Origin of the sequence: Microbacterium sp. AG157 (assembly GCF_003385695.1) — a bacterium.
Classification (GTDB): Bacteria; Actinomycetota; Actinomycetes; order Actinomycetales; family Microbacteriaceae; genus Microbacterium; species Microbacterium testaceum.
Window position 1 is genome coordinate 220,283 of record NZ_QRDK01000003.1, and the last position, 24,412, is coordinate 244,694.

Consider the following 24,412-nt stretch of genomic DNA (forward strand, 5'->3'; position numbering starts at 1 on the left):
GTCGCGAAAAGCGTTTATGCGTGGGGGTGCGAGGACAGCCGCGACATCACGCGTCCTTCCGGATCCACCGGAACGTCAACCGCACGAGCGCGAGCCCCAGCACCAACCAGAGTCCCGTCACCAACAGGATCAGCGGGTGGTCCCACGACCCCGACGGCTCCCCCGCGGCGAACCCCTCGGGCAGGAACACCGAACGGAACCCCTGCGCGAGCCACTTGAGGGGGAAGACGCTCGCGACGTTCTGGAGCCACTCGGGCAGGGCTGCGAAGTTGATGTACACGCCCGAGATGAACTGCAGCAGCAACACGATCGGGATGACGACTCCCGTGGCGCTGCGACCGGTCCGCGGCAGCGCCGACAGGCCGATGCCGAGGATCGCGCAGGTCGTCACGCCCAGCAGGAAGACCCACGCGAACGTCAGCCACCGCTCCGGCTCGGTCGGCAGGGGCACGCCGAAGAACACCGCGGCGACGACGATGAGCAGCACCGACTGCAGGAAGCCGGTCACCAGCACCTGACCGAGCTTGCCGATGAAGTACGACACCGGGCTGAGCGGGGTGCCGCCGAGGCGTTTGAGCGTGCCGTCGCTGCGCTCCATCGCGATGTCGATCGACATGTTCTGCAGGCCCGACAGCAGCACACCCGCGGCGAGCATCGCGGGGAGGTAGAACTGCGCGGCATCCACTTCGTCTCCGGGCGGACCGAAGGTCTGAGAGTCGAACGCGACAGCGAAGATCAGCAGGATCATGACCGGGAAGAGGAAGGTGAAGAACACCGAATCGCCCTGGCGGAAGTACGAGCGCACCTCGAAGGCGATGCGCGCGGCGCCCAGCCGCAGCACGCGGCTCACGCGACGCCTCCCGCCGCGGTGATGCGACGCGCCTCGTCGCCGAGGAACGACAGGTACACGTCCTCGAGGCTCGGGCGCACGACCTCGAGCCGCTCCGGTTCGCCGAGGCGGGCGTAGAGCGCCGCCACCACCGCCCCGGGGTCCTGCGTGCGCTCCTCGCGCACCTCGCCGCCCTCGCGCCACCGCACGACGGGCACACGCGCCGACGGTCCTCCGAGCTCGTCGATACGACCGACGGATGCCATCTGCCCGCCGACGATGATCGCTGCGCGCTCCGCCAGCTCGGCGGCTTCGTCGAGATAGTGCGTCGTCAGCAGAATGGTGGTGCCCTCGCCCTGCAGGTCACGGATGAGGTCCCAGAACTGCCGCCGCACCTCGGGGTCGAAACCCGTGGTCGGCTCGTCGAGGAACAGCAGCTCGGGTCGGCCGATGATTCCGAGGGCGACGTCCACGCGGCGACGCTGACCGCCCGAGAGCTTGCGCACCGACACCTTCGCCTTCTCGCTCAACCCCACCGCCGCGATCACCTCGTCGACGTTCCTCGGGTGCGGGTAGAACGAGGCGAAGTGCGCGAGCAGCTCCCGCACGCTCGCGGTGGGCGCCTCGCCCGTGTTCTGCAGCACGATGCCGAGCCGCGCCTTCCAGTCGAGACCGCCGCGGTGCGGGTCGACGCCGAGCACGCGCACCTCGCCGCTCGTGCGGTCACGGTAGCCCTCGAGGATCTCGATGACGGTGCTCTTGCCGGCGCCGTTGGGGCCGAGCAGCGCGAACGTCTCGCCTCGGCGGATGTCGAAGCCGACGCCGCGCAAGGCTTCGAGGCCGCCGCGGTAGGTCTTGCGCAGGTTCTCGACCTCGACGACGTTCTCGCTCATGTCCTCAGTCTGAGGGAGGGGCGTCATGACCGGAACGACGAGCCGGTGGAGTCGGCGTCCACCGATCGGTGGATGCCCGCCGCGCGACGGCCTCGACCTCCGACCCTGGCAATCCCCTGTGCTGTCCAAACCATTCCCCCCGCCTGCTCACGAACCACCTGTGCGCGACGTTTTCGCCCCCGGTCGTCGTGCATCCCCCTTACCGCCCTCGAACCGTCCACGTGGACGCTGGAGGTTCCTTTGTCGTTGCTGCCCTCCCCCCTCTCGCAGACCGCCCCGAACCCGACGCCCGAGCCCCTGCTGACCCCGGTCGCCCCCGCGCCCGGACAGGGCTCGACCGGCGTCACCGACACCGTCATCCCCGCCCAACCCGGTACGTCGACCACCGGCGGGTTCCTTCCCGACTGGTCGATCGGCGAATGGCTCGGCTACAGCGGCGTCATCGTGCTCGCGCTCGCCCTGACCGTCGTCGCCACGACGACGCTGTGGTGGATGCTGCACGCGTGGCGCTCCGCCGACGACCTGCGGGCCACGCAGTTCAGTTCGTCCCCGCGCCCCGCACGACACCGCTTCACGCTCCTCGTCCCCGGTCGACACGAGGAAGAGGTCATGGGCCAGACCCTCGACCGCCTCGCTCAGCAGGACCACCCCGATTTCGAGATCATCGCGATCGTCGGGCACGACGACCCGGGCACCGAGCTCGTGGTCCGCCAGGCGGCCGCGCGGCATCCGCACCTCATCAAGGTCGTGGTCGACGACAGCGTGCCCAAGAACAAGCCCAAGGCGCTCAATCGCGCTCTGCAGATCGCCACGGGAGATGTGGTCGGCGTCTTCGACGCCGAAGACGAGGTGCACCCCGGACTGCTCACCGTCGTCGACTCCAAGTTCCAGGAGACCGGTGCCGACGTGGTGCAGGGCGGCGTCCAGCTCATGAACTTCGAGACCAGCTGGTGGTCGCTGCGCAACGTCCTCGAGTACTACTTCTGGTTCCGCTCGCGCCTGCACTTCCACGCCCGGTCCAAGTTCATTCCGCTGGGCGGGAACACGGTCTTCGTCACCCGCGACCGCCTCGCGTGGTCGAGGGGCTGGGACGACCAGTGCCTGGCCGAGGACTGCGAGCTCGGCGTGCGTCTGTCCAGCGACGGCGCGAAGGTCGTGGTGGCGTACAACCCCGAATACGTCACGCGGGAGGAGACCCCGCCCACGCTGAAGTCGCTCTACAAGCAGCGCACGCGCTGGAACCAGGGGTTCCTGCAGGTGCTCGGCAAAGGCGAATGGAAGGCACTGCCGACTCTGCGCCAGCGCATGTACGCCCGTTACCTGCTGAACATGCCGTTCCTGCAGGCGGCGACCGGACTGCTGATCCCCATCTCGATCGCGTTCATCCTGCTGGTGAAGGTGCCGACTCCCGTCGCCCTCATCACGTTCCTCCCCTTGGTGCCCACGGTCGTCACGCTCGTCGCCGAGGCGGCTGGGCTGACGGAGTTCGGGCGCGTGTACGACAAGAAGGTGCGCGTGCGCGACTACGTCCGGCTCGTCCTCGGGCTCATCCCGTACCAGGTGTTCCTCGCCGCTGCGGCCGTGCGCTCGGTCGTGCGACAGCTCAAGGGCGACGGCAGCTGGGAGAAGACCGAGCACACGGGTGCCCACCGGGATGCCGTTGCTGTTCCGACCCCGACGCCCGCACTCGCGACCGCGACGATGGAGGCGACCCGATGACCTCCACCCTCGATCGCACGTTCCCCGCCCCCGCCTCCCGTCGCGCCGAGCGGGTGTCCGAGACCCGACAGCCGCGGTGGCGCGACCGTCTGATCGATGCCGCATGGCTTCTGCCGCCGCTGCTCATCGGCATCCTGGTCAACGCCCTCAACCTGGGCGGCTCACCCCAGCGCATCGACGACGAGGGCACCTACACCGCCCAGGCGTGGAGCCTCGGCAATCTGGGCGAGCTGACGCACTACACCTACTGGTACGACCACCCGCCCCTCGGATGGATCCAGATCGCCGCGTGGGCGGGGCTCACCGACGCGTGGGACCGCTACGACGTCGCGGTCATCGCCGCTCGCGAGGCGATGCTCGCGGCGACGGCGATCGCCGCGGTGCTGCTGTGGTGCCTCGTGCGCCGCATCGGGTTCGCCCGGCTCACGGCATCCGTCGCCGTGGCGATCTTCCTGCTGTCGCCGCTGGCCGTGCAGTTCCACCGTCAGGTGTACCTCGACAACATCGCGACCGCGTGGCTGCTGGCTGCGCTGCTGCTCGCGATGAGCCGGCGCGCCCAGCTGATCGGCTACATCGGTGCGGCGGCGGCCCTGGGCGTGGCCGTCCTCACGAAAGAGACCTACCTGCTGGCGCTCCCGCTGGTGGCGTGGCTCATGTGGCGCGGCGCCGATCGCACCACCCGTCGGTACACGCTGTCGGTCGCGGCATCCGTGCTCGGCCTGATCGGCCTGACCTACGTGGCGTTCGCCCTGGTGAAAGGCGAGGTGACCCCGGCACCGGGTCGGGTGAGCCTATGGGACGGGCTGGCCTTCCAGCTGTCGTCTCGAGAGGGGAGCGGCTCGCTCTTCGACCCCGAGAGCCTCATGTCGCGCACCGTCGGCCTGTGGTGGCAACTCGACGCCGTGCTCATCGTGACCGCGCTCGCCGCCGCCGTCGCCGCGCTGTTCGTGCGGCGCCTTCGCCCGTGGGCGATCGCGCTGCTCGCCCTGACGGCGTTCATGTTCCGCGGGGGCTACCTGCCCGTGCCTTACGTCATCATGCTGCTGCCGTTCGCCGCGATCGTCGTCGCCGGCATGGGTCAGCGGGCACTCGAAGCGCTGCGCTCGAACGCCGTGCTGCAGCGGTTCACCGGTGTCGCGCTGGCTTCCGGCCTGATCGTGGCGCTCTGTGCGGCGGGACCCCTCTGGGCCGCGCAACTGCGAGGCTTCCTGCTCGCGGACCTCGATCGACCGCTCCGCGACGCGGAGGCCTGGATGACCCAGAACGCGCCCGGAGATGCGCGCATGCTCGTCGACGACGCGATGTGGGTCGACCTGGTCCGCTCCGGGTTCGATCGCGAGAACGTCGTCTGGTACTACAAGGCCGACACCGACACCGATGTGCAGGAGCTCGCCCCCGACGGATGGCGCGACTACGACTACGTCATCACGACCGACTCGATGCGCACCTTCCCGACCGAGTTCCCGACCGTTCGCCAGGCGATCGAGAACAGTGCAGTCGTGGCGTCGTTCGGTGACGGCGCGCAGAAGGTCGACGTCCGTCTGGTCGACACCGACCAGGCCGCCCTCGCTCAGGCCGCCGACGGCGACCTGTACGCCGCGCGGTCCGTCGCGGGCCAGCAGGTCCTGCGCAACACCGACGTCGGAGTCCCCGGCGAGGAGCAGGATCTGCTCACCTCCGGGGTCGTCGACGGTCGCATCCTGCTCACGCTCGGCCAGTTGTCGTCGTCGGGACGGATCGACGTGGCTGATCTCGCGCAGCTCGAGGGCGACCCCTCGGGTGTGCATCGCCAGCTCGTCGTCAGCGCGTTCGCGGGTCAGGACGCGCGAGGGGATGCCGCCGGGGCCGACGCCCTGCTGCGCTTCTACGAGTCGCTCTCCGGGCCGTTGCGTCCGGTGTCCGTCGAGCGCGGTGACGCCGGTGTGGTGATCACGTTCTCGCCCGACGAACCGGTCGACCTGCTCCCCCGTCCCTCCACCTGATCCTCTCTTCCCCCCACGAAAGGACCCTCATGTTCCCCCTGACTGCCTCTGTTCTCTCCCGTCGTCCCGCTCGGCTCGCCGCCATCGGTGCCACCGCCCTGATCGCGGCGGGGATCGGGATCGCCACCGCTCCCGCCGCGTCGGCCGCTGCCGCCGAGCCCGGCGGGTGGGCGCGGGTGGCGCACCTGTCGCCGGACACCAAGTCGGTCGACGTCCAGCTGACGGCGCTGGCCGGTGGCGCCGTCGTGTACGAGCTCGACGACGTCGCCTACGGCGCGGTGAGCCCGTACATCCCCCTGGCCGATGGCACGTACGTCGTGTCGATGGTGCCCTCCGACGCGGCCGACGGCACGCAGCCGGTCGTGCAGCAGTCCATCGACGTCGCCGAAGGCGAGCCGCTGACCGTCGCCGCCTACGGCCGCAACGCCGATCTGAAGACGACCGTGTTCGAGGACGACCTCTCCGCCCCGGCCGACGGCCAGGCGCGGGTGCGGGTCGTGCAGGCCTCCACGGTCGAGCCGACCGTGAACGTCGACACCGCCGAAGGACGCCCCATCGCCCGCGATGTGCCGGCGGGAGCGGCGACCGATTACGCCGCGGTGCCGGCGGGATCGTGGAACCTCGAGCTGACCGGCGCGGACGAGTCCGCGACCTCGGCCGTCGACCTGCCGGCGGGGTCGGTCTCGACCCTGTTCGTGTTGGACGACGCCCGCGGCGCGCTCACCGCGCAGGCGATCACCGACTCGGCGACGCTGGCCGACATGCCCGTCGGCGGCATCCACACCGGCGGCGGCGGCACCGCGGTCGCCGCGGTGAATCCGATCGGCGTCGGCGCGGCTGCGGCTGCGGTGCTCGGAGTGTCGGCCCTGATCGCGGTGCGCCGCCGCCGCGAGGTCGAGGCGGACGCGTGAGGGGCGCCCGCCGAACGCTCGCGGCCAGCGCGCTCGCGACCACTCTCGGCCTGACGATGGCGGCGTGCAGCGTCCCCGCCGAACCGGGTCCGGACACCGGCGACCGCACCGTCGAGACGGCGAAGGCCTTCCTCGACGAGTACGTCGACGGTGGTCGGGTCGTCCGCACCGACCAGGGTGGCGACACGGTCAGCGAGGGGCAGGCGTACGGCCTGCTCCTCGCCGTCGCCGCCGACGATCCCTCGCGGTTCGACAGCATCTGGGACTGGACGACCACCCACCTCCAGCGCGACGACTCCCTCCTGGCGTGGCAGTGGAAGGACGGGGCCGTCATCGACGAGCAGCCGGCCTCCGACGCCGACCTCGACGCCGCGCGCGCCCTCGTGCTCGCGGGCGACGCCTTCGGCCGCGATGACCTCCGCGAGCAGGGTGTGGCTCTCGGCGCGGCCGTGCTGGACGAGATGACGGTCGAGACCGCGCTCGGGCGCATCCTGCTGCCGGGCCCGTGGGCGACGGCATCCCCCCACGCCTACAACCCGTCGTATGCGTCTCCGGCTGCGTTCGACGTGCTCTCTCGCGCGTCGGGCGACCCCCGGTGGAACGAGGTGGCCGAGGGAAGCAGGGCGGTGACGAGCGCCTTGCTGGATGCCAACCCCCTGCCGACCAACTGGGCCACCGTCTCCGCCGACGGCGCCGTCGCCCTCGCGGGCTCCGCGGGGGGCGGGGGCGAGCCGGCGTACGGCTACGACGCGGCGCGCACGACCATCCGGTTCGCGGAGGCGTGCGGTACGGCCGATCGCGCCCTCGCCGCGCGCGTGGCCGGGGCGCTGCCGGGGCAGGACACGCTCGCCGCCGAGCTCGACGCCGGGTCGGGGGCGCTGACGTCGGATCAGCATCCCGTCGCGTACGCCGCGCGGGCAGCGGCGTTCGCCGCGGAGGGGCGATCCGACGACGCGCGCGAGGATCTCCGGCGCGCGGCCGACACCGCGGCATCCACCCCCACCTACTACGGCTCGGCGTGGACCGCGCTGTCGACGGCGATGCTCACCGACGACGTCCTCGGGGGGTGCCCTCCGCTCGAGGATGACGAGACCGCGGCGGTCGCGACGGGGGCCGGGGCAACGACGGCGACGACAGCGCCCGGGGTGGGCGCTGCCGGCGGTTTCCAGGACCCGGTCTCTCCCGCGGCGGCCAGCACGGCCGTGCCCGTGCACATCTCGATCCCCGCGATCGGGGTGGACTCGGATCTCATCGGTCTCGACCGTGGGGCCGACGGGTGGATCCAGTCACCGCAGGATTACGACGCGGTCGGCTGGTACGAGAAGGGCGTCCTCCCCGGGGAAGTGGGCCCCGCGGTGATCGCGGGGCATGTCGACTCCCCCACCGGCCCGGCGGTGTTCTTCGACCTCCCGCGTCTGACGCCCGGCGACACCGTATCGGTCCGACGGGCCGACGGTTCGACCGCCGACTTCGTGGTGACCGGGCTGCAGACCGTGGAGAAGAACAGCTTCCCCACCGAGTCGGTGTACGCGCCGACGCCCACACCGCAGCTGAGAATCGTGACGTGCGCCGGCGCCTGGGATCCGGCCAGCGGGCACTACGTCGACAACCTGGTGGTCACGGCCGTCGCGGCCTGACGACCACCTCCCTCGCACCCGGCACGGTCGTTCTTCCGCCTCTCCTCGACGATCGCCACGGGAGAAGCGCCGTCCGGCGGCGAAGAGAGGCGCGTCAGCTCGCGAGCAGGTCTCGGACCTGGGCGACGATGGCGCGGGGTCGGAAGGGCTTCTCGATGACCTCGTCGACCCCGGTGTCGTACGCGCGTCGCTGGTCATCGGCCAGAGTACGGGCGGTGAGCATGAGAATGGTGGGCTGGACGATCTCGGTCGCGGCACGGATCTCCGCGCAGGCTTGGATGCCGTCTTTCACGGGCATCATCCAATCGAGCAGAACGATGCGAGGTTGTTCGCGACGAACGGCTTCGACACCTTCTTCGCCATTACTGGCACGGACGGCGGTGATATCGGCGCGTTCCAGCCCCATCAGCAGCAGGCCGGCAATGTCATCGTCGTCATCCACGACCACTACTGAAGCTCCCATATGGGATATCTTGCAGCAACATCACCTCGGCAGGCACGAAACCCGCCTCCCCTCGAGCCAGGCGTGGAAAAATGACGCCGCGGGATTGGTGGAACCCTAGGAGAAATACGGTGCCAGAGAGAGCATTTTGGACTCCTTTGCGGCCGAACCAGATTTTCGTACGTTTGCAACTGCCCTTTCTGGTGGGCGTGACGGTCGCCTCGATCGCCACCGTGCTGGCCGTGCCGGAGCTCTCGCATTCCCCTCTCCTGTGGGCGGGTCTTTCTGCGCTGACCATCGCGTCCGGGGTGTTCCTCCTCCCGAGCAAGAATTGGATGATGACCGCGTGGGTCGCCGTGATCCCGATGTTGGACGTGATCTGCATCGCCGGTGTCCGCACGGCCTTGCTCGCCTACCTCCCCACCGTGGGAATGCTCTGCCTGCTTCCTTTCGCCTGGATCGCGTACCGGTTCCGTTGGCCCGGGCTCACGGTGGTGCTCGTCTCGGGCGCCCTGATCGCGGCGTTACCGTTTGCTCTGGGAGTCCGTCCGGCGACAACGCTGCTGGCGATCGTCAATGTGCTGGCATTGCCGTTCATCGCGACGGGGATATCGCTGGCGATCCACCTGGGCGCGCGGAGTTTCGAGAAGAGACGTGCAATCGCCGAGGAGGCCACCGCGGCGCTGCGTGGCGCCCTGAACGAGTCGAACGAGACGCAACTGCTGCTTCGGTCGGTCCTCGACACGGTCACGGGCGCCGTGGCGTACTACAACGCCCGCGACGAGCTGATCCTGGCCAACTCCACCGCGGAGAAGATGGTGGACATCGTCGGATTCCGGCTGGATATCCCCCCGTTCGCAGGACCTGATGTCCTCGCGGCCGATCGAAAGACACCTATTTCCCTCGATCAGCAGATCATTCCGCGTGCCCTGAGAGGTGAAGTCATCGCCAGCCATATGGAATGGCTGGGCCAGCCCGGGAACCAGATCGCGATCATGGCGTCCTCACGGCGGGTGCACCGTGAGGACGGGACCCTTCTGGGCACGGTCATCGTCGCGTACGACGTCACAGAACTCGCAAATGCGATCGAGGTTCGAGAGGAATTCCTCACGACGGTCTCGCACGAATTGCGGACGCCGCTCACCTCGATCATCGGATACACCGAGGAGATCGTGGACGTCCTCGGAGAGCGCGCGCAGCACTTGGGCATCGACGCCTGGTTGGCGACGATCGAGCGCAATGCCGACACCCTCATGAAGCGTGTGAACGACCTCCTCCATGTCGCCGATGCCGAACTGGTCCTGGAGCGTCAGCAGACGGATGTCGACGTCATCGTGCGGCGCGCGGTCGAGCAGTTCACCGTGGTCGCCGAGCGGACCGGCATCGTGCTCGATACGCGTGTGGAAACGGACCTGCTCGCCGACGTCGACCCGAGGCGTTTCGGGCAAGCCGTCGAGAACCTGGTGGGCAACGCCCTCAAGTTCACCGCCCGAGGGGGAACGGTCACGGTCCGCGCCCACCGGCAGGAGAGCGACACGATCTGCGTCTCGGTGGCCGATACGGGTATCGGAATGACCCCGGACGAGCAACGCCGTATCTTCGACAGGTTCTATCGAGCTCAGGCGGTCAGAGAGAACGCCCTCCAGGGCATCGGAGTGGGCTTGTCGATCGTGAAGACCATCGTCGACGCGCACGGGGGAAAGATCGCCGTCGTCAGCGCGCCCGGCGCCGGGACCACCGTGCAGATCGACGTGCCGATGAACCCGGCCGTCGCGACCTCGCACGCGCACGCCGTGGCGATCACGCCGCACTGACACGCCTCGCCAGCGGCCGCGTCTCCCACCGACCGCAGCAAGGCGAACGAGGAAGGGTCGTCTCCGGCGGTTCTTCGAGTCGGGATGCGCGGGCGTGGTCGGAGTTCGTCAAGATCCGCGACGACGACGAATGCCCCCGGCCGTGCGGCCAGGGGCATTCGGGATCAGACTCAACCGACCGGAGTCGCCTCCGCCGCCGCCTCGTCTTCTTCGGTCGCGACGAGCTGACCGCACGCCCCGTCGATCTCTTTGCCACGGGTGTCGCGGAGCGTCGTCGGGATGCCGGCGTCGTTGAGGCGTCGAACGAACTCGTTCTGCACGGGCACCTCGGATGCCGTCCAGATCGAGCCCGGCGTCGGGTTCAGCGGGATGGGGTTCACGTGCACCCAGCCGCGTCCGCGGGCGTTGAGCTTCTCGGCCAGCAGGTCGGCACGCCAGGCGTGGTCGTTCATGTCTTTGATCAGGGCGTATTCGATCGACACGCGGCGCCCGGTCTTGTCGAAGTAGGCGCGTGCGGCATCCAGCGCCTCGTCGACCTTCCAGCGGGAGTTCACCGGGATGAGTTCGTCGCGCAGGTGGTCGTCGGGGGCGTGCAGCGAGAGGGCGAAGGTCACCGGGATGTCCTCGTCGGCGAGCTTCTTGATCGCGGGGACGAGTCCGACGGTCGACACCGTGATGCCGCGTGCGCTCATGCCGAGACCGTGCTCTTTGTCGACCATCACCCGCACGGCCTGCATGACGCGCGCGTAGTTGGCGAGCGGCTCACCCATGCCCATGAACACGATGTTCGACACGCGGTCGAGCGAGTGGTCGGAGCTCTTCTTGCCGCCCAGTCCCCCGGCGGCGATGAGGGCGTTGGCGCGCACGATCTGCTCGATGATCTCGGCCGCCGACATGTTGCGGGTCAGCCCCGCCTGGCCGGTGGCGCAGAACGGGCAGTTCATGCCGCAGCCGGCCTGGCTCGACACGCACAGCGTGATGCGGCCGGGGTAGCGCATGAGCACCGACTCGACGAGCGCGCCGTCGTGCAGCTTCCAGAGGAACTTGATCGTGTCGCCGCGGTCGGTCTCGAGCCGGCGCACCTCGGTGAGCAGCGGCGGCAGCATTCCCGCGACGAGCTCTTCGCGGCCGGATGCCGGGAGGTCGGTCATGTCGGCGGCATCCGACGTGTAATGCGTGAAGTAGTGCTTCTCGAGCTGCTTCGCGCGGAAACCCGGGAGGCCGAGCTTTTTGAGCGTGGCGACGCGCTCGTCGTACGTGAGGTCGGCGAGGTGCACCGGCGGCTTGCCGCGCTTGGGGCTGGCGAACTGCAGCAGCGGGCGACCGGTCTCGTCCTTGGCCTGCTGCCAGCCCTCGGTCTTGGGGCGCACCTGGCGGATGCCGGTGTTCGCCGGGGCTCCCTCGGGGCGCACCTGCCGGGGCGCCGTCGTGCGCACGGGGGGCTGTTCGGTCATGGTTTCCAGGGTACCGGCCGCTCCTGCACCGCGGCTGGGCGCGTCCTCCCCGCGCGAGGGGTCGCTTTCTGCCGCCTGGGGCGGTCCGAAGCGACAGTTGTCGGCCCCTCAGGCGCGGACGCATGCAGAACAACACAGCTCCGGCAGATCCGCCACCCTAAACTGCATCCCATGCCCGGTGCCGGTGACGTCTCCCTCCCGCCCGGCGGCGTGCAGAAGCTTCTGAACAACAACGTCGTCGTGGCGATCGACGGCGACGGCCGCGAGCGCGTGCTCATGGGTCGGGGCATCGGCTTCCAGCTCAAGCACGAGGGCCGCGTCGATCCCGCGAAGGTCGAGAAGACGTTCGTCCTCGAGCAGGGCAGCGACACCGCTCACGCCCAGAAGCTCCTCACCGACGCGCCGTACGCGCTCGTCGAGGCGGTCCTGCACGCCGTCGACCAGGCCGAGCGCGACCTGGGTCGCGACCTGGGGCGCCGGCTACCGCTCGCGGTCATCGACCACATCACCTATGTGATCGAACGCCTCGATCAAGGCATCCGCATCCCCGGCACCTCCATGCCCGAGCTACGGATCCTCCACCCCGACGAATCACGCGCCGCGGAGCGCATGGCGACCTCGATCGCGGCCTCCCTCGACCGTGAGCTCCCGCCCGAAGAGGGCGTGTTCCTGACGATGCACCTGCTCAACGCCACGCGCGACGAGCCCAACGGCACCGCGGCCCTGCTGTTCCGTCGGGTGCAGCACGTCGTGCGCACCGTCGAGACCGGCCTCGGCGTCGCGCTCGACACCGAGAGCCCCGACTACGCGCGTTTCATCCTGCACGTGCGCTTCCTGCTGCAGCGGCTCGTGAACCGCGCGATGCTCTCGAGCGGCGACTCGTCTTTCTTCGAGTTCGCCAAGCACCGTTACCCCCGCGCCTTCGGCATCGCCGAGGCCGTCAAGGCCTACGTCCTCGCGGCGACCGGGTCGACCCTCACCGACGAGGAGGTGCTCTACCTCACGGTGCATGTCGAGCGCCTCGCGACGAGCCTGGGCCGCGCCGACGACAGTGGCGGCCCCGACGCCCCGGTGCTATAGTCGCCGTCGCAGGCGTCATACCCTGCCGACGATTTCCGGATTGTTACCGCGCGAGCGGGCAAGACCTGAATCCACATCGCTGACGAGCGATGAACGGATTCGGGTCTTTTTTATTGCCCGAAACACCCGGCAGCGTCGCCACAGAACATTCGAACAGGCCGCATCGATGCGGCGAAAGGCAGGCGGTTCCGATGGCGGATCACGCGAAGACGGCGGCGGGGGTCCTCGCCGGTGTCGGTGGAGAGAGCAACGTCCAATCCCTCGTGCACTGTGCGACGAGGCTCCGGTTCGTGTTGAAAGACGAGGGCAAGGCGGATGCCGCAGCGATCCGCGCCACGCCCGGCGTCATCACCACGGCCCAGGCGGGCGGTCAGTACCAGGTCGTGATCGGCAACGACGTGCCCGACGTGTACGCCGCGATCCAGTCGCAGACCACGCTCGGCGGCGACGCCGAAAAAGGCGAGAGCGGGGCGAAGGGCAACCTCTTCAACCGGTTCATCACGATGATCTCGTCGATCTTCACGCCGATCCTCTGGGCCCTCGCGGGCACGGGTCTGCTGAAAGCGTTCGTCGCCGCCGCCGTCACCTTCGGATGGCTGGATGCCACGAGCACGACCTACACGATCCTCAACGCGCTGTCCGATGCGTTGATCAACTTCCTGCCGCTGGCGCTGGCCATCACCGCGGCCCGCTACTTCAAGGCGTCGGAGTTCACCTCCTTCGCCATCGCCGGCGCTCTGGTGTACCCGACCATCACGGCGCTGAACGGTCAGCCCGACATCACCTTCTTCGGCATCCCGGTCACGATGGTCAGCTACGTCTCGAGCGTCATCCCGGTGATCATCATCGTGTGGCTGCAGAGCTACGCCGAGCGCTTCCTGCTCAAGGTCCTGCCCGGCGCGGTGCGCCGCTTCCTGACCCCGATGATCGTCGTGCTCGTCGCCGTGCCGCTCGTCTTCCTCGTGATCGGCCCGATCTCGAGCCTCGTCGGCGGCGGCCTCGCGGCCGGCATCGGTTGGGTCTTCGAGACCCTCCCGTGGCTGGGCGGCGCGATCATGGGCGGGCTGTGGCAGGTCTTCGTGATCTTCGGTCTGCACTGGGGTCTCGTGCCGCTGTTCCAGCTCGAATACCAGACCACCGGGCAGATTCTGCTCCTCGGCCCCGTGTTCGCCGCCGTGCTCGCCCAGGCGGCCGCCGTCGCCGGCGTGCTGGTGCGCACCCGCAACAAGAACCTGCGCTCGCTCGCCGCTCCGGCCACACTGTCGGGCTTCCTCGCCGGCATCACCGAGCCCGCGATCTACGGCATCAACCTCCCCCTCAAGCGCCCCTTCGCCTTCGGCGTCGTCGGCGGCGCGCTCGGCGGCGCCCTCATCGCGATGGGCGGGGTCTTCTCGAAGGCGTTCGTCGTGCCCTCCGGCCTGGCTCTTCCCGCCCTGCTCGGTAACGGCAACATGATCATGCTCGGCATCGGTCTGCTCGTGGCCATCGTCGTCCCGTTCGTGCTGGTCGTGGTGTTCGGCTTCACGGACCCGGTCGACGCGGCCGCCCCCGCCACCCCGGCGGCCACCACCGACACGGTGGTTCTCAGCCCCGTCGACGGCACCGTCGTGCCGCTCACCGAGGTTCCGGATGCCGCCTTCGCCGACGGCTCGCTCGGCAAGGGCGTCGCGATCCGTCCGACCTCGGGCGCGGTCTACGCCCCCTTCGACGGCACCGTCGTCGCGGCCTTCCCGACCGGCCACGCGGTGGGCCTGCGCGGAGCGGACGGCGTCGAACTGCTCATCCACGTGGGTCTCGACACCGTCAAGCTCGGCGGAGCGCACTTCACGCTGAAGGTGCAGTCCGGCACCGAGGTGAAGGCGGGCGACCTGCTCGTCGAGTTCGACGGCGACGCGATCGAGAAGGCCGGCTACGACCTGATCACGCCGGTCATCGTCACGAACGGCGATCTCTACCCCGACATCGCCGACGCGGCATCCGGTCCTCTCTCGCACGGCGAGACGCTGTTCCGCGCCGTCTCCGTCGATTCCCTCACCCCCGCCCGCTGACCCCTGGAGGCACAGAACATGACGAACACCCCCTTCCCCGACGGGTTCCTCTGGGGCGGTGCCACCGCCGCCAACCAGATCGAGGGCGCATACGACGCGGACGGCAAGGGCCTGTCCGTGCAGGACGTGATGCCTCGCGGCATCTCGGGCCCGCGCTCCGAGACCCCCACCGCCGACAACCTCAAGCTCGTCGGCATCGACCACTACCACCGCTACGCGGAGGACATCGCGCTCTTCGCCGAGATGGGCTTCGGGGTCTACCGCTTCTCGATCGCCTGGAGCCGCATCTTCCCGAAGGGCGACGAGACCGAGCCGAACGAGGCCGGTCTGGCGTTCTACGAGCGCATCCTCGACGAGCTCGAGAAGCACGGCATCGAGCCGCTCGTGACGATCTCGCACTACGAGACGCCCCTGCACCTGGCCGAGCAGTACGGCGGCTGGACGAATCGGGAGCTCATCGGCTTCTACGAGCGCTACGCCCGCACGCTCTTCGAGCGCTTCGGCAGCCGGGTGAAGTACTGGCTGACCTTCAACGAGATCAACTCGCTGCTGCACGCGCCCTTCATGAGCGGCGGCATCCCGATCCCCGAGGGCGGCGTCCCCGAGCAGCAGCTGTACCAGGCGATGCACCACGAGCTCGTGGCATCCGCCCGCGCCACTCGGATCGCCCGCGAGGTCGCTCCCGAGGCGAAGGTCGGCTGCATGGTGCTGTCGATGCCGATCTACCCGCTGACGCCGTCGCCCGACGACGCCGTCGCCGTCATGGAGGCCGACCACGGCAACCTCGTCTACGGCGACGTGCACACCCGCGGCGCCTACCCGGGCTACTTCCTGCGGACGCTCCGCGAGAAGGGCATCGAGCTCGACATCACCGACCAGGACCGCGACGACCTGACCCACACGGTCGACTTCGTCTCGTTCAGCTACTACATGTCGATCGCCGAGACCGCCGACCCCGCGAAGAAGGTCGCCGGCGAGGGCAACATCATGGGCGGCGTCTCGAACCCGACGCTCGAGGCGAGCGAGTGGGGGTGGCAGATCGACCCCGTGGGCCTGCGCCTGGTGCTGAACCAGTTCTGGGACCGGTGGCAGAAGCCGCTGTTCATCGTCGAGAACGGTCTGGGCGCGCGCGACCAGCTCGTCGAGGTCGACGGCGAGAAGACGGTCGTCGACGACTACCGCATCGCGTACCTCAACGACCACCTCGTGCAGGTCGGCGAGGCGATCGAAGACGGCGTCGAGGTGCTCGGCTACACCTCGTGGGGCTGCATCGACATCGTCAGCGCCAGCACCGCCCAGTTGAGCAAGCGATACGGTTTCATTTACGTCGACCGAGGCGACGACGGCACCGGTTCGCTCGATCGCTACCGGAAGAAGTCGTTCGGCTGGTACGCCGACGTCATCCGATCCAACGGCGCGTCCCTCACGCGCTGATCCCCCTCATCGGATCGGCCCCGGGTCCCCAGGTCCCGGGGCTGATCCCCTTCTGGAGTGCACATGACCCGCATCGCCTTCCTCGACGTCGACGGCACGATCCTTGAGCACGGCTCGGTGATCGCCCCCTCGACGGTGACCGCCGTGCGGAAGGCGCGCGAGAACGGCCACCTCGTGTGGCTCTCCACCGGGCGATCGGCGGGCGATATCCACCCCGAGGTGCTGGCGATCGGCTTCGACGGCGCGATCACCAACGGGGGCGCGTACGCGACCCGCGGCGGCGATCCCGACGAGCACGCCCTCATCGTCGAGCAGCCGATGCCCCGCGCCGACGTCGAGGCTCTCGAGCGCTACTTCGAGGCCCACGGCATCCACTACTTCCTGCAGACCCACGGGGGCGTGTATGCGAGCGCCGGCATGGGTCCCGTGATGACCGAGTACCGCCGCGAACGGCACGAGAAGCGCGCAGCCGAGCTCGAAGCCGAGGGCTTGCCGCCCGAGCAGCCCCTCTGGCGCGAGCCGCGCCCGGTCTCGGAGGTCGACCGCGACGCCGTCGCGAAGGCCGTGTTCGTCAGCCCGTCGACCGACACCGTCGCGCACGCGGCGGCCGCCCTCGGCGAGGGCTTCCACGTCATCCCCGGCTCGATCCCGCTGCCCGGCGGGTCGAACGGCGAGATCGGTCAGGCCGGCGTCACCAAGGGCTCCGCGATCACGGCGGTGCTCGACCAGCTGGGCCTGTCGGCGACGGATGCCATCGGTATCGGCGACAGCTGGAACGACGTCGAGATGTTCGAGGTCGTCGGCACCCCCGTCGCGATGGGCAACGCGGCACCAGAGCTGCAGCGACTGGCCGGTCGGGTGACGACCGCGGTGCTCGACGACGGCGTACACAACGCGTTCGCGGAGCTGGGCCTGATCTGAGTCCGGCTCACCTCCTTAAGGGTGCCCGCCTGCTCCGCCCGCGGGGCTGACTCGCTCCCCCGCCGTCCCCGCGCACGCAGGAACGCGATCGACTCACGCGAACGCGAGCACAGCGCGTTCCTGCGCGCGAACGGCGTTCATGCGGGGAGAACCCCCGCGATCAGTCGAGGAAGATGTCCGGGTACATCGCCGCGTCCGGGGTGCCCGGCACGGCGGCGTACGCGGCGAAGTCGGTGACTCCGGCGCGCTCGAGCACGTCCTCGACGATCAGCGTCTGCCCGGTCAACTCACGCGAGGGCGCGGTCAGAACCTCGTATGCGGCATCCGCGTAGATCTCCGGCGTCCGCGACACCGCCATGAGCCGGTCACCGCCGATGACGTTCTGCACGGCGGCCGTCGCGATCGTCGTGCGCGGCCACAGCGCGTTCGCCGCGATGCCCTCCGACGCGAACTCCGCGGCCAGGCCGAGGGTCGCCATCGTCATGCCGAACTTCGCGAGGCTGTAGCCGGTATGCGCGCCGAGCCACTTCGGTGTGACGTTCAGGGGCGGCGAGAGCGAGAGGATGTGCGGGTTCGCCGCGTCGCGAAGCTGCGGGACGGCGGCGCGCGACAGCAGGAACGTGCCGCGGACGTTCACGTCCTGCATCAGGTCGTACTTCTTCGAGGCGAGTTCGAGGGAGCCGGAGAGGTCGATGACGCTGGCGTTGTTGACGACGATGTCGATGCCGCCGAACTCCCCGACCGTCCGCATGACGGCCTCGGTGATCGATGCCTCGTCCCTCACGTCGCCGACGATCGGCAGCGCCTGCCCACCGGCCGCGCGGATCTCGTCGGCGGCGGTGTGCACGGTGCCGGGAAGCTTCGGGTGCGGGGTGTCGGTCTTGGCGAGCATCGCGATGTTCGCACCGTCGCGGGCCGCGCGCAGCGCGATCGCGAGGCCGATGCCACGGCTGCCACCCGACATGAGGAGGGTCTTGCCGGCCAGCGGAGCGCCGGACGAGGGCGTGCTCATGAGCGTCCTTTCGCGGAGGCGGCGGCGAACGCGGCGACACGCGCCTTCGCCTCGGGGGTGTCGAACGACGCGCCGATCGTGGCAGCCTCGTCGGCGAGGTTCTCGGCGAAGGTGCGTCCCGCACCCATCCGGACGAGGCGCGTGGCCTGGCCGAACGCCGCCGTCGCTCCGTCGAGCCAGAATCGCGCGATCTGCTCGACGCGCGTGACCAGATCCGCGGATGCCACGACCTCGGCCACGAGACCCCAGTCCAGCGCCTCCGCCGCGGTGAGCATGCGGTCCTGCAGCAGCAGCTGAAGCGCCCGCCGCTGACCGATCGCCGCGGGCAACAGGGTCGAGACGCCCAGGTCGGGCGTCAGTCCGATGTTGGCGTACCGGCTGACGAAGCGCGCGTTCTCGCTCGCGACGACGTAATCGGCCGTGAGCATGAGCCCCAGCCCGCCGCCCGCGACCGCGCCCTGGACGGCCGCGACCATCGGCAGCGGCGCTTCCGCGAACGTGCGGATGCCGTCGTGGATCGCATCGGCGGTCTCGGTGACGTCGATTCCGGACGCACCCGTCGTCGCCATCGCCACGACGTCGCCGCCCGCGCAGAACGCCGGCCCCGCGGCATCCAGGATCACCGCCCCCACCGCGGAGTCGGAGGTGACCTCGTGCGCAACCTCTTTCCAGCGGCGCGCCATGGGGAAGTCCATGGCGTTCAGGGACGAGGGCCGGTCGAAGGTGACGCGAGCCAGCCCGTTGTCGATGCGGAGCAGGATGCCGTCGGTCATTTCGGTGCCATTCTGATCGCGCCGTCGAGGCGGATGGTCTCGCCGTTGAGATAGCCGTTGTCGACGATCGCGAGCACGAGTCGTGCGTATTCGTCGGGGACGCCGAGCCGTGAGGGGTAGGGCACCTGCTGGCCCAGCGAGTCCTGCGCGGCCTGCGGCAGGCCCTTGAGCATCGGAGTCTCCATGATGCCGGGGGCGATCGTGACGACCCGGATGCCGTGGCGCGCCAACTCGCGCGCGATCGGCAGGGTCATCGCGTGCACGCCGCCCTTGCTGGCGGAGTAGGCGGGCTGGCCGATCTGCCCGTCGAAGGCTGCGACGCTCGCGGTGTTGACGACGACGCCGCGGTCGCCGCTGTCGGTGGGGCCGGTTCTCGCCATGACCGCGGACGTCTGAGCGATGACGTTGTAGGTGCCGATGAGGTTCACGCGCACGACACGTTCGAAGTCGGCGAGCGAAGAGGGGTTCCCCTCGCGGTCCAGGACCTTCGCGGGCGGCGCGATGCCGGCGCAGTTGACGACGACGCGCAGCGGACCCGCTTCGGCGGCGAGGGCTGCCGCAGCGGCGATCTGCTCGGCGTCCGTCACATCGGCGGCGGCGAACGAGCCGCCCAGTTCCTCGGCGAGCGCGGCGCCGTCCGAGCGGGGGAGGTCGACGATCGTGACGTGGGCCCCGGCCGCGGCGAGCCGCCGCGCGGTGGCGAGGCCGAGTCCCGAAGCGCCGCCGGTGACGAGGGCGGATGCTCCTGCGATGTCCATGCGTTCTCCTTCGAAGCTGAAACCGAGTACCACTTTAGTCGAGACTCAGGACCGCGCCGAGCCCCTCTTCTTCTCGACCCGGACTCGCGGCCGGGTGCGGATCGCCGAGGTGGTCGCTCCGTCGACGAGCAGGATCGTCTGCTCGGGCTCCCACCCGTAGTCCCTCCGCAGTCGATCGCTGAGCACGGAGACCGCATCCGGCACGAGGGTCTCGGTGCCCCGCGGGACATCGACCGCGGCTGGGTCGAGGTCGCGCGCGGCGGCACGCAGGTCGGCGACGAGGCCGCGCACGCGGTCGGGGCCGTAGGCGGTGGATGCCAGATCCCAGTCCCCCACGACGACCACCGACCCCGCGGCACGCTCTGCGACATCCACGGTCACGCGCGGTCCGAAGCGCACGCGCACCACGGCCGCACCGATGGCGAGCACGGCCAGCGCGCCGAGGATCGTCGCGGGGGCGAACGAGAAGGCGACGCGGTAGAGCACGGAGTCCCATCCGACGACGAGGCCCACGATCGCCCGGAAGAGCGAGTAGACAGCGAAGACCCCGCTCGTGAGGGCGATGACGCGCAGCGGACCGAACGGCTCGACGCGCGAGTGGCTCGCCACCCACCCGCACGCGCCGCAGGTCACGGCGACGGCGACGGCTTTGGCCGCGAGCGACCCGGGTAGCGGCACCGTCGCGGTCACGAGGGCGACCGCGAGCGCGAGCGCGAGCGCCAGGATCGCGATCGACGTGTTGCGCGCCCGTCGCCCCTCGAGCGCGCTCAGCGCGACGATCAGCAGGGCGGGAGCGAGCACCATCGCCACGTCGCCCAGGACGAGGGGCAGGATGCCGCCCCCCGCGCCGTAGATGAAGTACATGGCACTGGAACCGGCCGCCGTCACACCCGCCACGGCGGCGAAGCGCAGGAACAGCGTCATGGGCCCCGGAGTGCCGATACGCGGCATGGCGATGAACATCACGGCACCCGCGACGGCCACGCTGACCGCGAGTATCCCGAACGACAATCCCATGGCATCCCCCGTGATCATTCTGCCGCCGCCGGGGGCGATCGGCCCGTACGCGCATTCCCTCCGGCCGCAGCCCGCACACCCCGGCCCGTGACCGCATCACCCCGCCGCGGCGCGCGCCTAGGCTCGACGGGTGAATCTCCCCGACTTCCGCATCGAGAAGGTCGACGTCGACGATCCGCGAGCGGTCGCGCTACGCACCGTCTTGGACGCCGACCTCGATGAGCGGTACCGCGACGCCGATGCCGAGGACTCCCCCGAGGTCGCCGCGAAGCGCGCTGAGGCGCTCGCCGTCCACGCCGAGCAGGTCGTCGCCACCCTCTTGGCGATCGACACGGCCGACACCCCGCTCGGGCACGTCATCCTGCGCCGCCTCGGCGACGAGTGGGAGCTCAAGCGCCTCGTCGTCGTGGCCGCGGGCCGTCGACGCGGCATCGGCACGGCGCTCACCGCAGAGGTCGTCGATCTCGCCCGACGCGGTGGTGCCCGACGCGTGATCCTGCAGAGCGGGCGCATGCAGCCCGAATCGCTGCGCGTATACGCCGCCGCGGGCTTCACGCCCATCCCCGTCTACGAGCCGTATCTCGAGACCATGCCGCGCTCGCTCTGCTTCGAGTACGTCTTCTAGACACCCGCTCCGCGTCGGGCATCTCCCGCAGGCCGCATCGCCGTCCGGCCTCGCGGCGTCTTCGGCACCCTCAGGGGGCTACGTCCCCACGACGCGGAACGCCCCCGACAACACCGCCGCCGCGAGTGCCACGACGATGAGCACGACCGCTGCGCCGAGGGCAGCGGCATCCCGAGCCGAAAGAGACGACGGGCGCGCCCACGTCCGTTCGACGTCGGAGCCGAACCCGCGGGCTTCCATCGCCGTGGCGAGTTTCGTCCCGCGACGCACGGCGAACACGAGCAGCACGAACGCCATCGAGAAGAAGCGGCGGGCCGCGCCGCGGTCGCCCAGGCCCCGGGCGCGACGGGCCAGGCTCATCGTGCGCCAGTCATCGACGAACAGGCCGACCGTGCGGGCCCCCGCGAGCACGCCCAGCACGAACCGGCTGGGCAGCTTCGCCACCTGCGCGAGGGCGTCGGCGAGCTCGGTGGGGTCGGTGCGGGCGAAGAGCAGGATGATCGGCATGGCCAGGGCCACGACGCGCACCAGCACGGCGAGCGACAGGGCGATGGAGTCGTCGCTCACCGTGGCGAAGAGGAAGGTGCCGTAGACGGTCCCTCCCGGCCGGGCGTAGAGCAGCATGCTCACCGCGGCGACGGGGGCGAAGACGATCACCGGCACGAGACGTTTCAGGACGGTGGCGTACGCCACTCCGGTCAGCGGCACGCACAGCAGCTCCAGGAGCAGTGCCGTTCCCGCGCTCACCGCGTCGATCGACGCGAGCAGGGGGACCGCCAGCACGAGGACCATCGCGACCTTCGTCACGGGATTCACTCCGTCGAGCCAGGCCGTCCGCGGGCGTTCGTCGACGAGGGCGGTCACGCGGCATCCCCCAGCCGGATGCGGTGCTGCCCGAGGTGACGCACCACATCGGCGTCGTGGGTGACCGCCACGACCGTGCGCCCGCGCGCGACCTCCCGCTGGAGCAGGGCGACGAGCTCGACCCATCCGCGGCGGTCCTGACCGAACGTCGGTTCGTCGAGCACGATGACGGCGGGCGAGGCGGCGAGCACCGTCGCGACCGACAGGCGTCTCTTCTGCCCTCCCGACAGCGTGAAGGGGTTGGCCAGGGCGAGGGATGCCAGATCGAGACGCTCCAGCAGTTCGTCGACGGTGCGGTCGACCTCCGCCGGCGGCCTGCGCAGGGCGCGGGGTCCGACGGCGAGCTCGTCGCGCAGGGTCGAGGCCAGGAACTGGTGCTCGGGCTCCTGGAAGACGGTGCCGATACGGGTGAGCAGCTCCGTCGATCGCCAACGCGAGGGGCGCCGGACCCCGCGCGCCGTGAGCTCTTCGGCGGCGACGACCTCGCCCGCGAGCTCGGGGAGCAGCCCCGCGAGGGTGAGCGCGAGAGTGGACTTGCCGGCACCGTTCGGCCCCGTGATCACGGTTGCTGCCCCGCGGGGGAGGACGACCTCGAGCCCCGAAGCGACGGCCGTGCGCTTCTCGCGCCCGATCGACAGGGCGGACGCCCGCAGCACGGCATCCGGCGTCGAGAGGGGCTCGGGCACGGGCAGATCGACCGGGCGTCCGGGCACCCACACCCCCGCCCCGGCCAGCGCGTCTCCGTACGCGGCGAACACGCGGTCGGGAGGCCCGTCCGCGAGCACTCCACCGCCGGGCGCGAGCACGACGACGCGGGTCATCAGGTCGGCCCAGACCGCCGTCCGGTGCTCGATGAGCACGACCGTGGTTCCCTCGCTCATGACGACGCGCTCCACCGCGGAACGGACTTCGACGACACCCTCGGGATCGAGGTTGGCCGTGGGTTCGTCGAGCAGCAGAAGTCCCGGTCGCATCGCCAGCACGCCCGCCAGGGCGAGGCGCTGCTTCTGCCCGCCCGACAGCGCCTTGGTGGGGCGATCGAGGGGAACGGCGAGACCCACGGATGCCACGGCCTCGGCCACCCGCGCCGGGATCTGCGCCGCGGGGACACCGAGGTTCTCGCACCCGAAGGCGACGTCGTCGCCCACCTTCGACAGCACGATGCCGGCTTCCGGGTCCTGCAGCACGAGGCCGATGCGCCCGCGCTGGGCCTCGGGCACCTCCCCGTCGACGAGGATCCGGCCGCTGACCTCTCCCTCGTCGCTGCCGCCGAGCAGGCCCGCCAGCCCCGCGAGTAGCGTGGACTTGCCGGCCCCCGAGGCACCGAGCAGCAGCACGCGCTCCCCGGGCTCGATGACGAGGTCGACCTCGCGCGTCGCGGGGAGCTTACGACCGGCGTACCGCCACCCCCAGCCCTCGACGTCGACGCGTGCGGGGCCCGTCATCAGACGTCGCGACGCGCTTCCCGGCCCGCGGCGAAGCGGCTGAGCGCCCCGGTGGCGGCGAGGGCGCGCACCAGCAGCCAGCCGACGAGCCCGGCCAGCAGGGCACCCGAGACGGCGAGGGTGCCGAGGTAGACGAGGTTGAACTCGACGGACTTGGCGAGGTTGGGGGTGAGGAACAGCTCCAGCACCCACGCCCCGACACCGGCACCGACGCCCGCGAGCATCGCGACGGGGAGAGTGAACCGCAGGTAGAGGAAGGCCAGGAAGATCAGTTCGGCGCCCAGGCCCTGGGCCAGGCCCGAGAAAATGGTCGTGACGCCCCACACGTTGCCGATCATGGCGGACACGATCGCCGCGATCAGCTCGACCAGCAGCGCCGCACCGGGCTTGCGGATCACGAGGCCGCCGATGACGCCGCCGATCAGCCAGACGCCGGCGGCGAGACCGCCCAGGCCCGGGGTGACACCGTCCATCGCGGTGAACCAGAGGCCGCCGACGGTGTTCCAGCCCCAGAAGAGCAGGCCGATCGCGACGCCCAGGACGGCGGCGACGACGATGTCGACGACGCGCCATGAGAAGCGGTTCGTCGCGGCGACCGACGAGCGGTTCGCGAGGGCAGACGGGGACGTGTGCATTTCTCTCCTCCCTGCGCCGGCATGATCCGGATCAGGTTCGACGGTCGAAGCGTGGATTCGCTTCCTCTCAGCCCGGCTCACCGGACTCCCGTGGTTGTCGTGATGAGTATAGAGGGGTG

Annotated in this window: 21 protein-coding genes and 1 riboswitch; of the genes, 10 read left to right on the top strand and 11 right to left on the bottom strand. The window is 70.1% G+C overall.

Features of this window, described 5'->3' with window-relative positions:
- Positions 1-46: 46 nt before the first annotated feature.
- A complete protein-coding gene (locus DEU35_RS10390; protein WP_258873502.1) occupies positions 47-850 on the bottom strand; it encodes an ABC transporter permease in 804 nt (267 codons plus the stop codon).
- Positions 847-1,722 (bottom strand): ABC transporter ATP-binding protein, encoded by an 876-nt coding sequence (locus tag DEU35_RS10395; RefSeq protein ID WP_116239461.1) that lies wholly within the window; start codon positions 1,720-1,722, stop codon positions 847-849. Before DEU35_RS10395 ends, DEU35_RS10390 begins: the two co-directional genes overlap by 4 nt.
- 246 nt (positions 1,723-1,968) lie before the next feature.
- Here DEU35_RS10395 and DEU35_RS10400 point away from each other — a divergent pair, with 246 nt between their 5' ends.
- The 4 genes from DEU35_RS10400 to DEU35_RS10415 are packed head-to-tail and all read left to right on the top strand — an operon-like array spanning position 1,969 to position 7,971.
- Positions 1,969-3,441 (top strand): glycosyltransferase family 2 protein, encoded by a 1,473-nt coding sequence (locus DEU35_RS10400; RefSeq protein ID WP_258873504.1) that lies wholly within the window; start codon positions 1,969-1,971, stop codon positions 3,439-3,441.
- A complete protein-coding gene (locus DEU35_RS10405) occupies positions 3,438-5,423 on the top strand; it encodes a phospholipid carrier-dependent glycosyltransferase (RefSeq protein WP_116239462.1) in 1,986 nt (661 codons plus the stop codon). Before DEU35_RS10400 ends, DEU35_RS10405 begins: the two co-directional genes overlap by 4 nt.
- 29 nt (positions 5,424-5,452) lie before the next feature.
- A complete protein-coding gene (locus DEU35_RS10410; protein WP_116239463.1) occupies positions 5,453-6,334 on the top strand; it encodes a DUF4397 domain-containing protein in 882 nt (293 codons plus the stop codon).
- Positions 6,331-7,971: a class F sortase gene (locus tag DEU35_RS10415; RefSeq protein WP_116239464.1), complete on the top strand. Its 1,641-nt coding sequence runs from the start codon at positions 6,331-6,333 to the stop codon at positions 7,969-7,971. Before DEU35_RS10410 ends, DEU35_RS10415 begins: the two co-directional genes overlap by 4 nt.
- Before the next feature lie 94 nt (positions 7,972-8,065).
- Here the strand turns inward: DEU35_RS10415 and DEU35_RS10420 are convergent, their stop codons facing one another.
- Positions 8,066-8,413, bottom strand: a complete 348-nt coding sequence (locus DEU35_RS10420; RefSeq protein WP_258873505.1) for a response regulator transcription factor — start codon at positions 8,411-8,413, stop codon at positions 8,066-8,068.
- 185 nt (positions 8,414-8,598) lie between these two features.
- On the opposite strand from DEU35_RS10420, the gene DEU35_RS10425 reads away from it, so the two are divergent.
- Positions 8,599-10,227: a cell wall metabolism sensor histidine kinase WalK gene (locus tag DEU35_RS10425; protein ID WP_258873506.1), complete on the top strand. Its 1,629-nt coding sequence runs from the start codon at positions 8,599-8,601 to the stop codon at positions 10,225-10,227.
- Between the two features lie 170 nt (positions 10,228-10,397).
- Here the strand turns inward: DEU35_RS10425 and rlmN are convergent, their stop codons facing one another.
- Entirely contained in the window at positions 10,398-11,681 is a 1,284-nt protein-coding gene (gene rlmN, locus DEU35_RS10430) for a 23S rRNA (adenine(2503)-C(2))-methyltransferase RlmN (RefSeq protein WP_116239467.1), read from the bottom strand.
- 171 nt (positions 11,682-11,852) lie between these two features.
- On the opposite strand from rlmN, the gene DEU35_RS10435 reads away from it, so the two are divergent.
- The 4 genes from DEU35_RS10435 to DEU35_RS10450 all read left to right on the top strand — a co-directional run bounded on the left by DEU35_RS10435 (position 11,853) and on the right by DEU35_RS10450 (position 17,164).
- Entirely contained in the window at positions 11,853-12,761 is a 909-nt protein-coding gene (locus DEU35_RS10435) for a PRD domain-containing protein (protein WP_103208169.1), read from the top strand.
- Positions 12,762-12,952: 191 nt separating this feature from the next.
- Positions 12,953-14,809: a beta-glucoside-specific PTS transporter subunit IIABC gene (locus tag DEU35_RS10440; protein ID WP_116239468.1), complete on the top strand. Its 1,857-nt coding sequence runs from the start codon at positions 12,953-12,955 to the stop codon at positions 14,807-14,809.
- Between the two features lie 18 nt (positions 14,810-14,827).
- Positions 14,828-16,243, top strand: coding sequence for a glycoside hydrolase family 1 protein (locus DEU35_RS10445; protein WP_103208164.1), 1,416 nt, complete (start codon positions 14,828-14,830; stop codon positions 16,241-16,243).
- Between the two features lie 63 nt (positions 16,244-16,306).
- Positions 16,307-17,164, top strand: a complete 858-nt coding sequence (locus DEU35_RS10450; RefSeq protein ID WP_116239469.1) for a Cof-type HAD-IIB family hydrolase — start codon at positions 16,307-16,309, stop codon at positions 17,162-17,164.
- Between the two features lie 160 nt (positions 17,165-17,324).
- Here DEU35_RS10450 and DEU35_RS10455 read toward each other — a convergent pair whose 3' ends face one another.
- From DEU35_RS10455 to DEU35_RS10470, 4 genes are read right to left on the bottom strand one after another with little or no spacing between them, the layout of a single operon-like run.
- The gene (locus DEU35_RS10455; RefSeq protein WP_116239470.1) at positions 17,325-18,176 is read right to left on the bottom strand and encodes an NAD(P)-dependent oxidoreductase; all 852 of its coding nucleotides are present in this window, start codon (positions 18,174-18,176) and stop codon (positions 17,325-17,327) included.
- Positions 18,173-18,949, bottom strand: coding sequence for an enoyl-CoA hydratase/isomerase family protein (locus DEU35_RS10460; protein WP_103208156.1), 777 nt, complete (start codon positions 18,947-18,949; stop codon positions 18,173-18,175). The genes DEU35_RS10455 and DEU35_RS10460 overlap by 4 nt, the downstream gene beginning before the upstream one ends.
- On the bottom strand, positions 18,946-19,707 hold the full coding sequence (locus DEU35_RS10465) for an SDR family NAD(P)-dependent oxidoreductase (protein WP_116239471.1): 762 nt from the start codon (positions 19,705-19,707) through the stop codon (positions 18,946-18,948). The genes DEU35_RS10460 and DEU35_RS10465 overlap by 4 nt, the downstream gene beginning before the upstream one ends.
- A gap of 45 nt (positions 19,708-19,752) precedes the next feature.
- The gene (locus DEU35_RS10470) at positions 19,753-20,724 is read right to left on the bottom strand and encodes a hypothetical protein (protein WP_147301858.1); all 972 of its coding nucleotides are present in this window, start codon (positions 20,722-20,724) and stop codon (positions 19,753-19,755) included.
- 130 nt (positions 20,725-20,854) lie between these two features.
- Here DEU35_RS10470 and DEU35_RS10475 point away from each other — a divergent pair, with 130 nt between their 5' ends.
- Positions 20,855-21,349, top strand: a complete 495-nt coding sequence (locus DEU35_RS10475) for an N-acetyltransferase (RefSeq protein WP_103208149.1) — start codon at positions 20,855-20,857, stop codon at positions 21,347-21,349.
- Positions 21,350-21,427: 78 nt separating this feature from the next.
- Here the strand turns inward: DEU35_RS10475 and DEU35_RS10480 are convergent, their stop codons facing one another.
- The 3 genes from DEU35_RS10480 to DEU35_RS10490 all read right to left on the bottom strand — a co-directional run bounded on the left by DEU35_RS10480 (position 21,428) and on the right by DEU35_RS10490 (position 24,293).
- Positions 21,428-22,213: an energy-coupling factor transporter transmembrane protein EcfT gene (locus DEU35_RS10480; RefSeq protein WP_246078332.1), complete on the bottom strand. Its 786-nt coding sequence runs from the start codon at positions 22,211-22,213 to the stop codon at positions 21,428-21,430.
- On the bottom strand, positions 22,210-23,658 hold the full coding sequence (locus DEU35_RS10485) for an ABC transporter ATP-binding protein (protein ID WP_181904631.1): 1,449 nt from the start codon (positions 23,656-23,658) through the stop codon (positions 22,210-22,212). The genes DEU35_RS10480 and DEU35_RS10485 overlap by 4 nt, the downstream gene beginning before the upstream one ends.
- Complete coding sequence (locus tag DEU35_RS10490) at positions 23,658-24,293, bottom strand: ECF transporter S component (RefSeq protein WP_116239474.1); 636 nt, start codon at positions 24,291-24,293, stop codon at positions 23,658-23,660. Before DEU35_RS10490 ends, DEU35_RS10485 begins: the two co-directional genes overlap by 1 nt.
- Positions 24,285-24,395, bottom strand: a riboswitch (TPP riboswitch). It overlaps the preceding gene by 9 nt.
- Between the last annotated feature and the right edge of the window lie 17 nt (positions 24,396-24,412).

Bases quoted from the DNA above. Each gene is read 5' to 3' on its own strand.
- DEU35_RS10445 (WP_103208164.1), top strand. From the start codon at position 14,828: ATGACGAACACCCCCTTCCCCGACGGGTTCCTCTGGGGCGGTGCCACC.
- DEU35_RS10460 (WP_103208156.1), bottom strand. From the start codon at position 18,949: ATGACCGACGGCATCCTGCTCCGCATCGACAACGGGCTGGCTCGCGTC.
- rlmN (WP_116239467.1), bottom strand. From the start codon at position 11,681: ATGACCGAACAGCCCCCCGTGCGCACGACGGCGCCCCGGCAGGTGCGC.
- DEU35_RS10405 (WP_116239462.1), top strand. From the start codon at position 3,438: ATGACCTCCACCCTCGATCGCACGTTCCCCGCCCCCGCCTCCCGTCGC.
- DEU35_RS10395 (WP_116239461.1), bottom strand. From the start codon at position 1,722: ATGAGCGAGAACGTCGTCGAGGTCGAGAACCTGCGCAAGACCTACCGC.
- DEU35_RS10410 (WP_116239463.1), top strand. From the start codon at position 5,453: ATGTTCCCCCTGACTGCCTCTGTTCTCTCCCGTCGTCCCGCTCGGCTC.
- DEU35_RS10485 (WP_181904631.1), bottom strand. From the start codon at position 23,658: ATGACGGGCCCCGCACGCGTCGACGTCGAGGGCTGGGGGTGGCGGTAC.
- DEU35_RS10455 (WP_116239470.1), bottom strand. From the start codon at position 18,176: ATGAGCACGCCCTCGTCCGGCGCTCCGCTGGCCGGCAAGACCCTCCTC.
- DEU35_RS10450 (WP_116239469.1), top strand. From the start codon at position 16,307: ATGACCCGCATCGCCTTCCTCGACGTCGACGGCACGATCCTTGAGCAC.
- DEU35_RS10435 (WP_103208169.1), top strand. From the start codon at position 11,853: ATGCCCGGTGCCGGTGACGTCTCCCTCCCGCCCGGCGGCGTGCAGAAG.
- DEU35_RS10470 (WP_147301858.1), bottom strand. From the start codon at position 20,724: ATGGGATTGTCGTTCGGGATACTCGCGGTCAGCGTGGCCGTCGCGGGT.
- DEU35_RS10465 (WP_116239471.1), bottom strand. From the start codon at position 19,707: ATGGACATCGCAGGAGCATCCGCCCTCGTCACCGGCGGCGCTTCGGGA.
- DEU35_RS10490 (WP_116239474.1), bottom strand. From the start codon at position 24,293: ATGCACACGTCCCCGTCTGCCCTCGCGAACCGCTCGTCGGTCGCCGCG.
- DEU35_RS10440 (WP_116239468.1), top strand. From the start codon at position 12,953: ATGGCGGATCACGCGAAGACGGCGGCGGGGGTCCTCGCCGGTGTCGGT.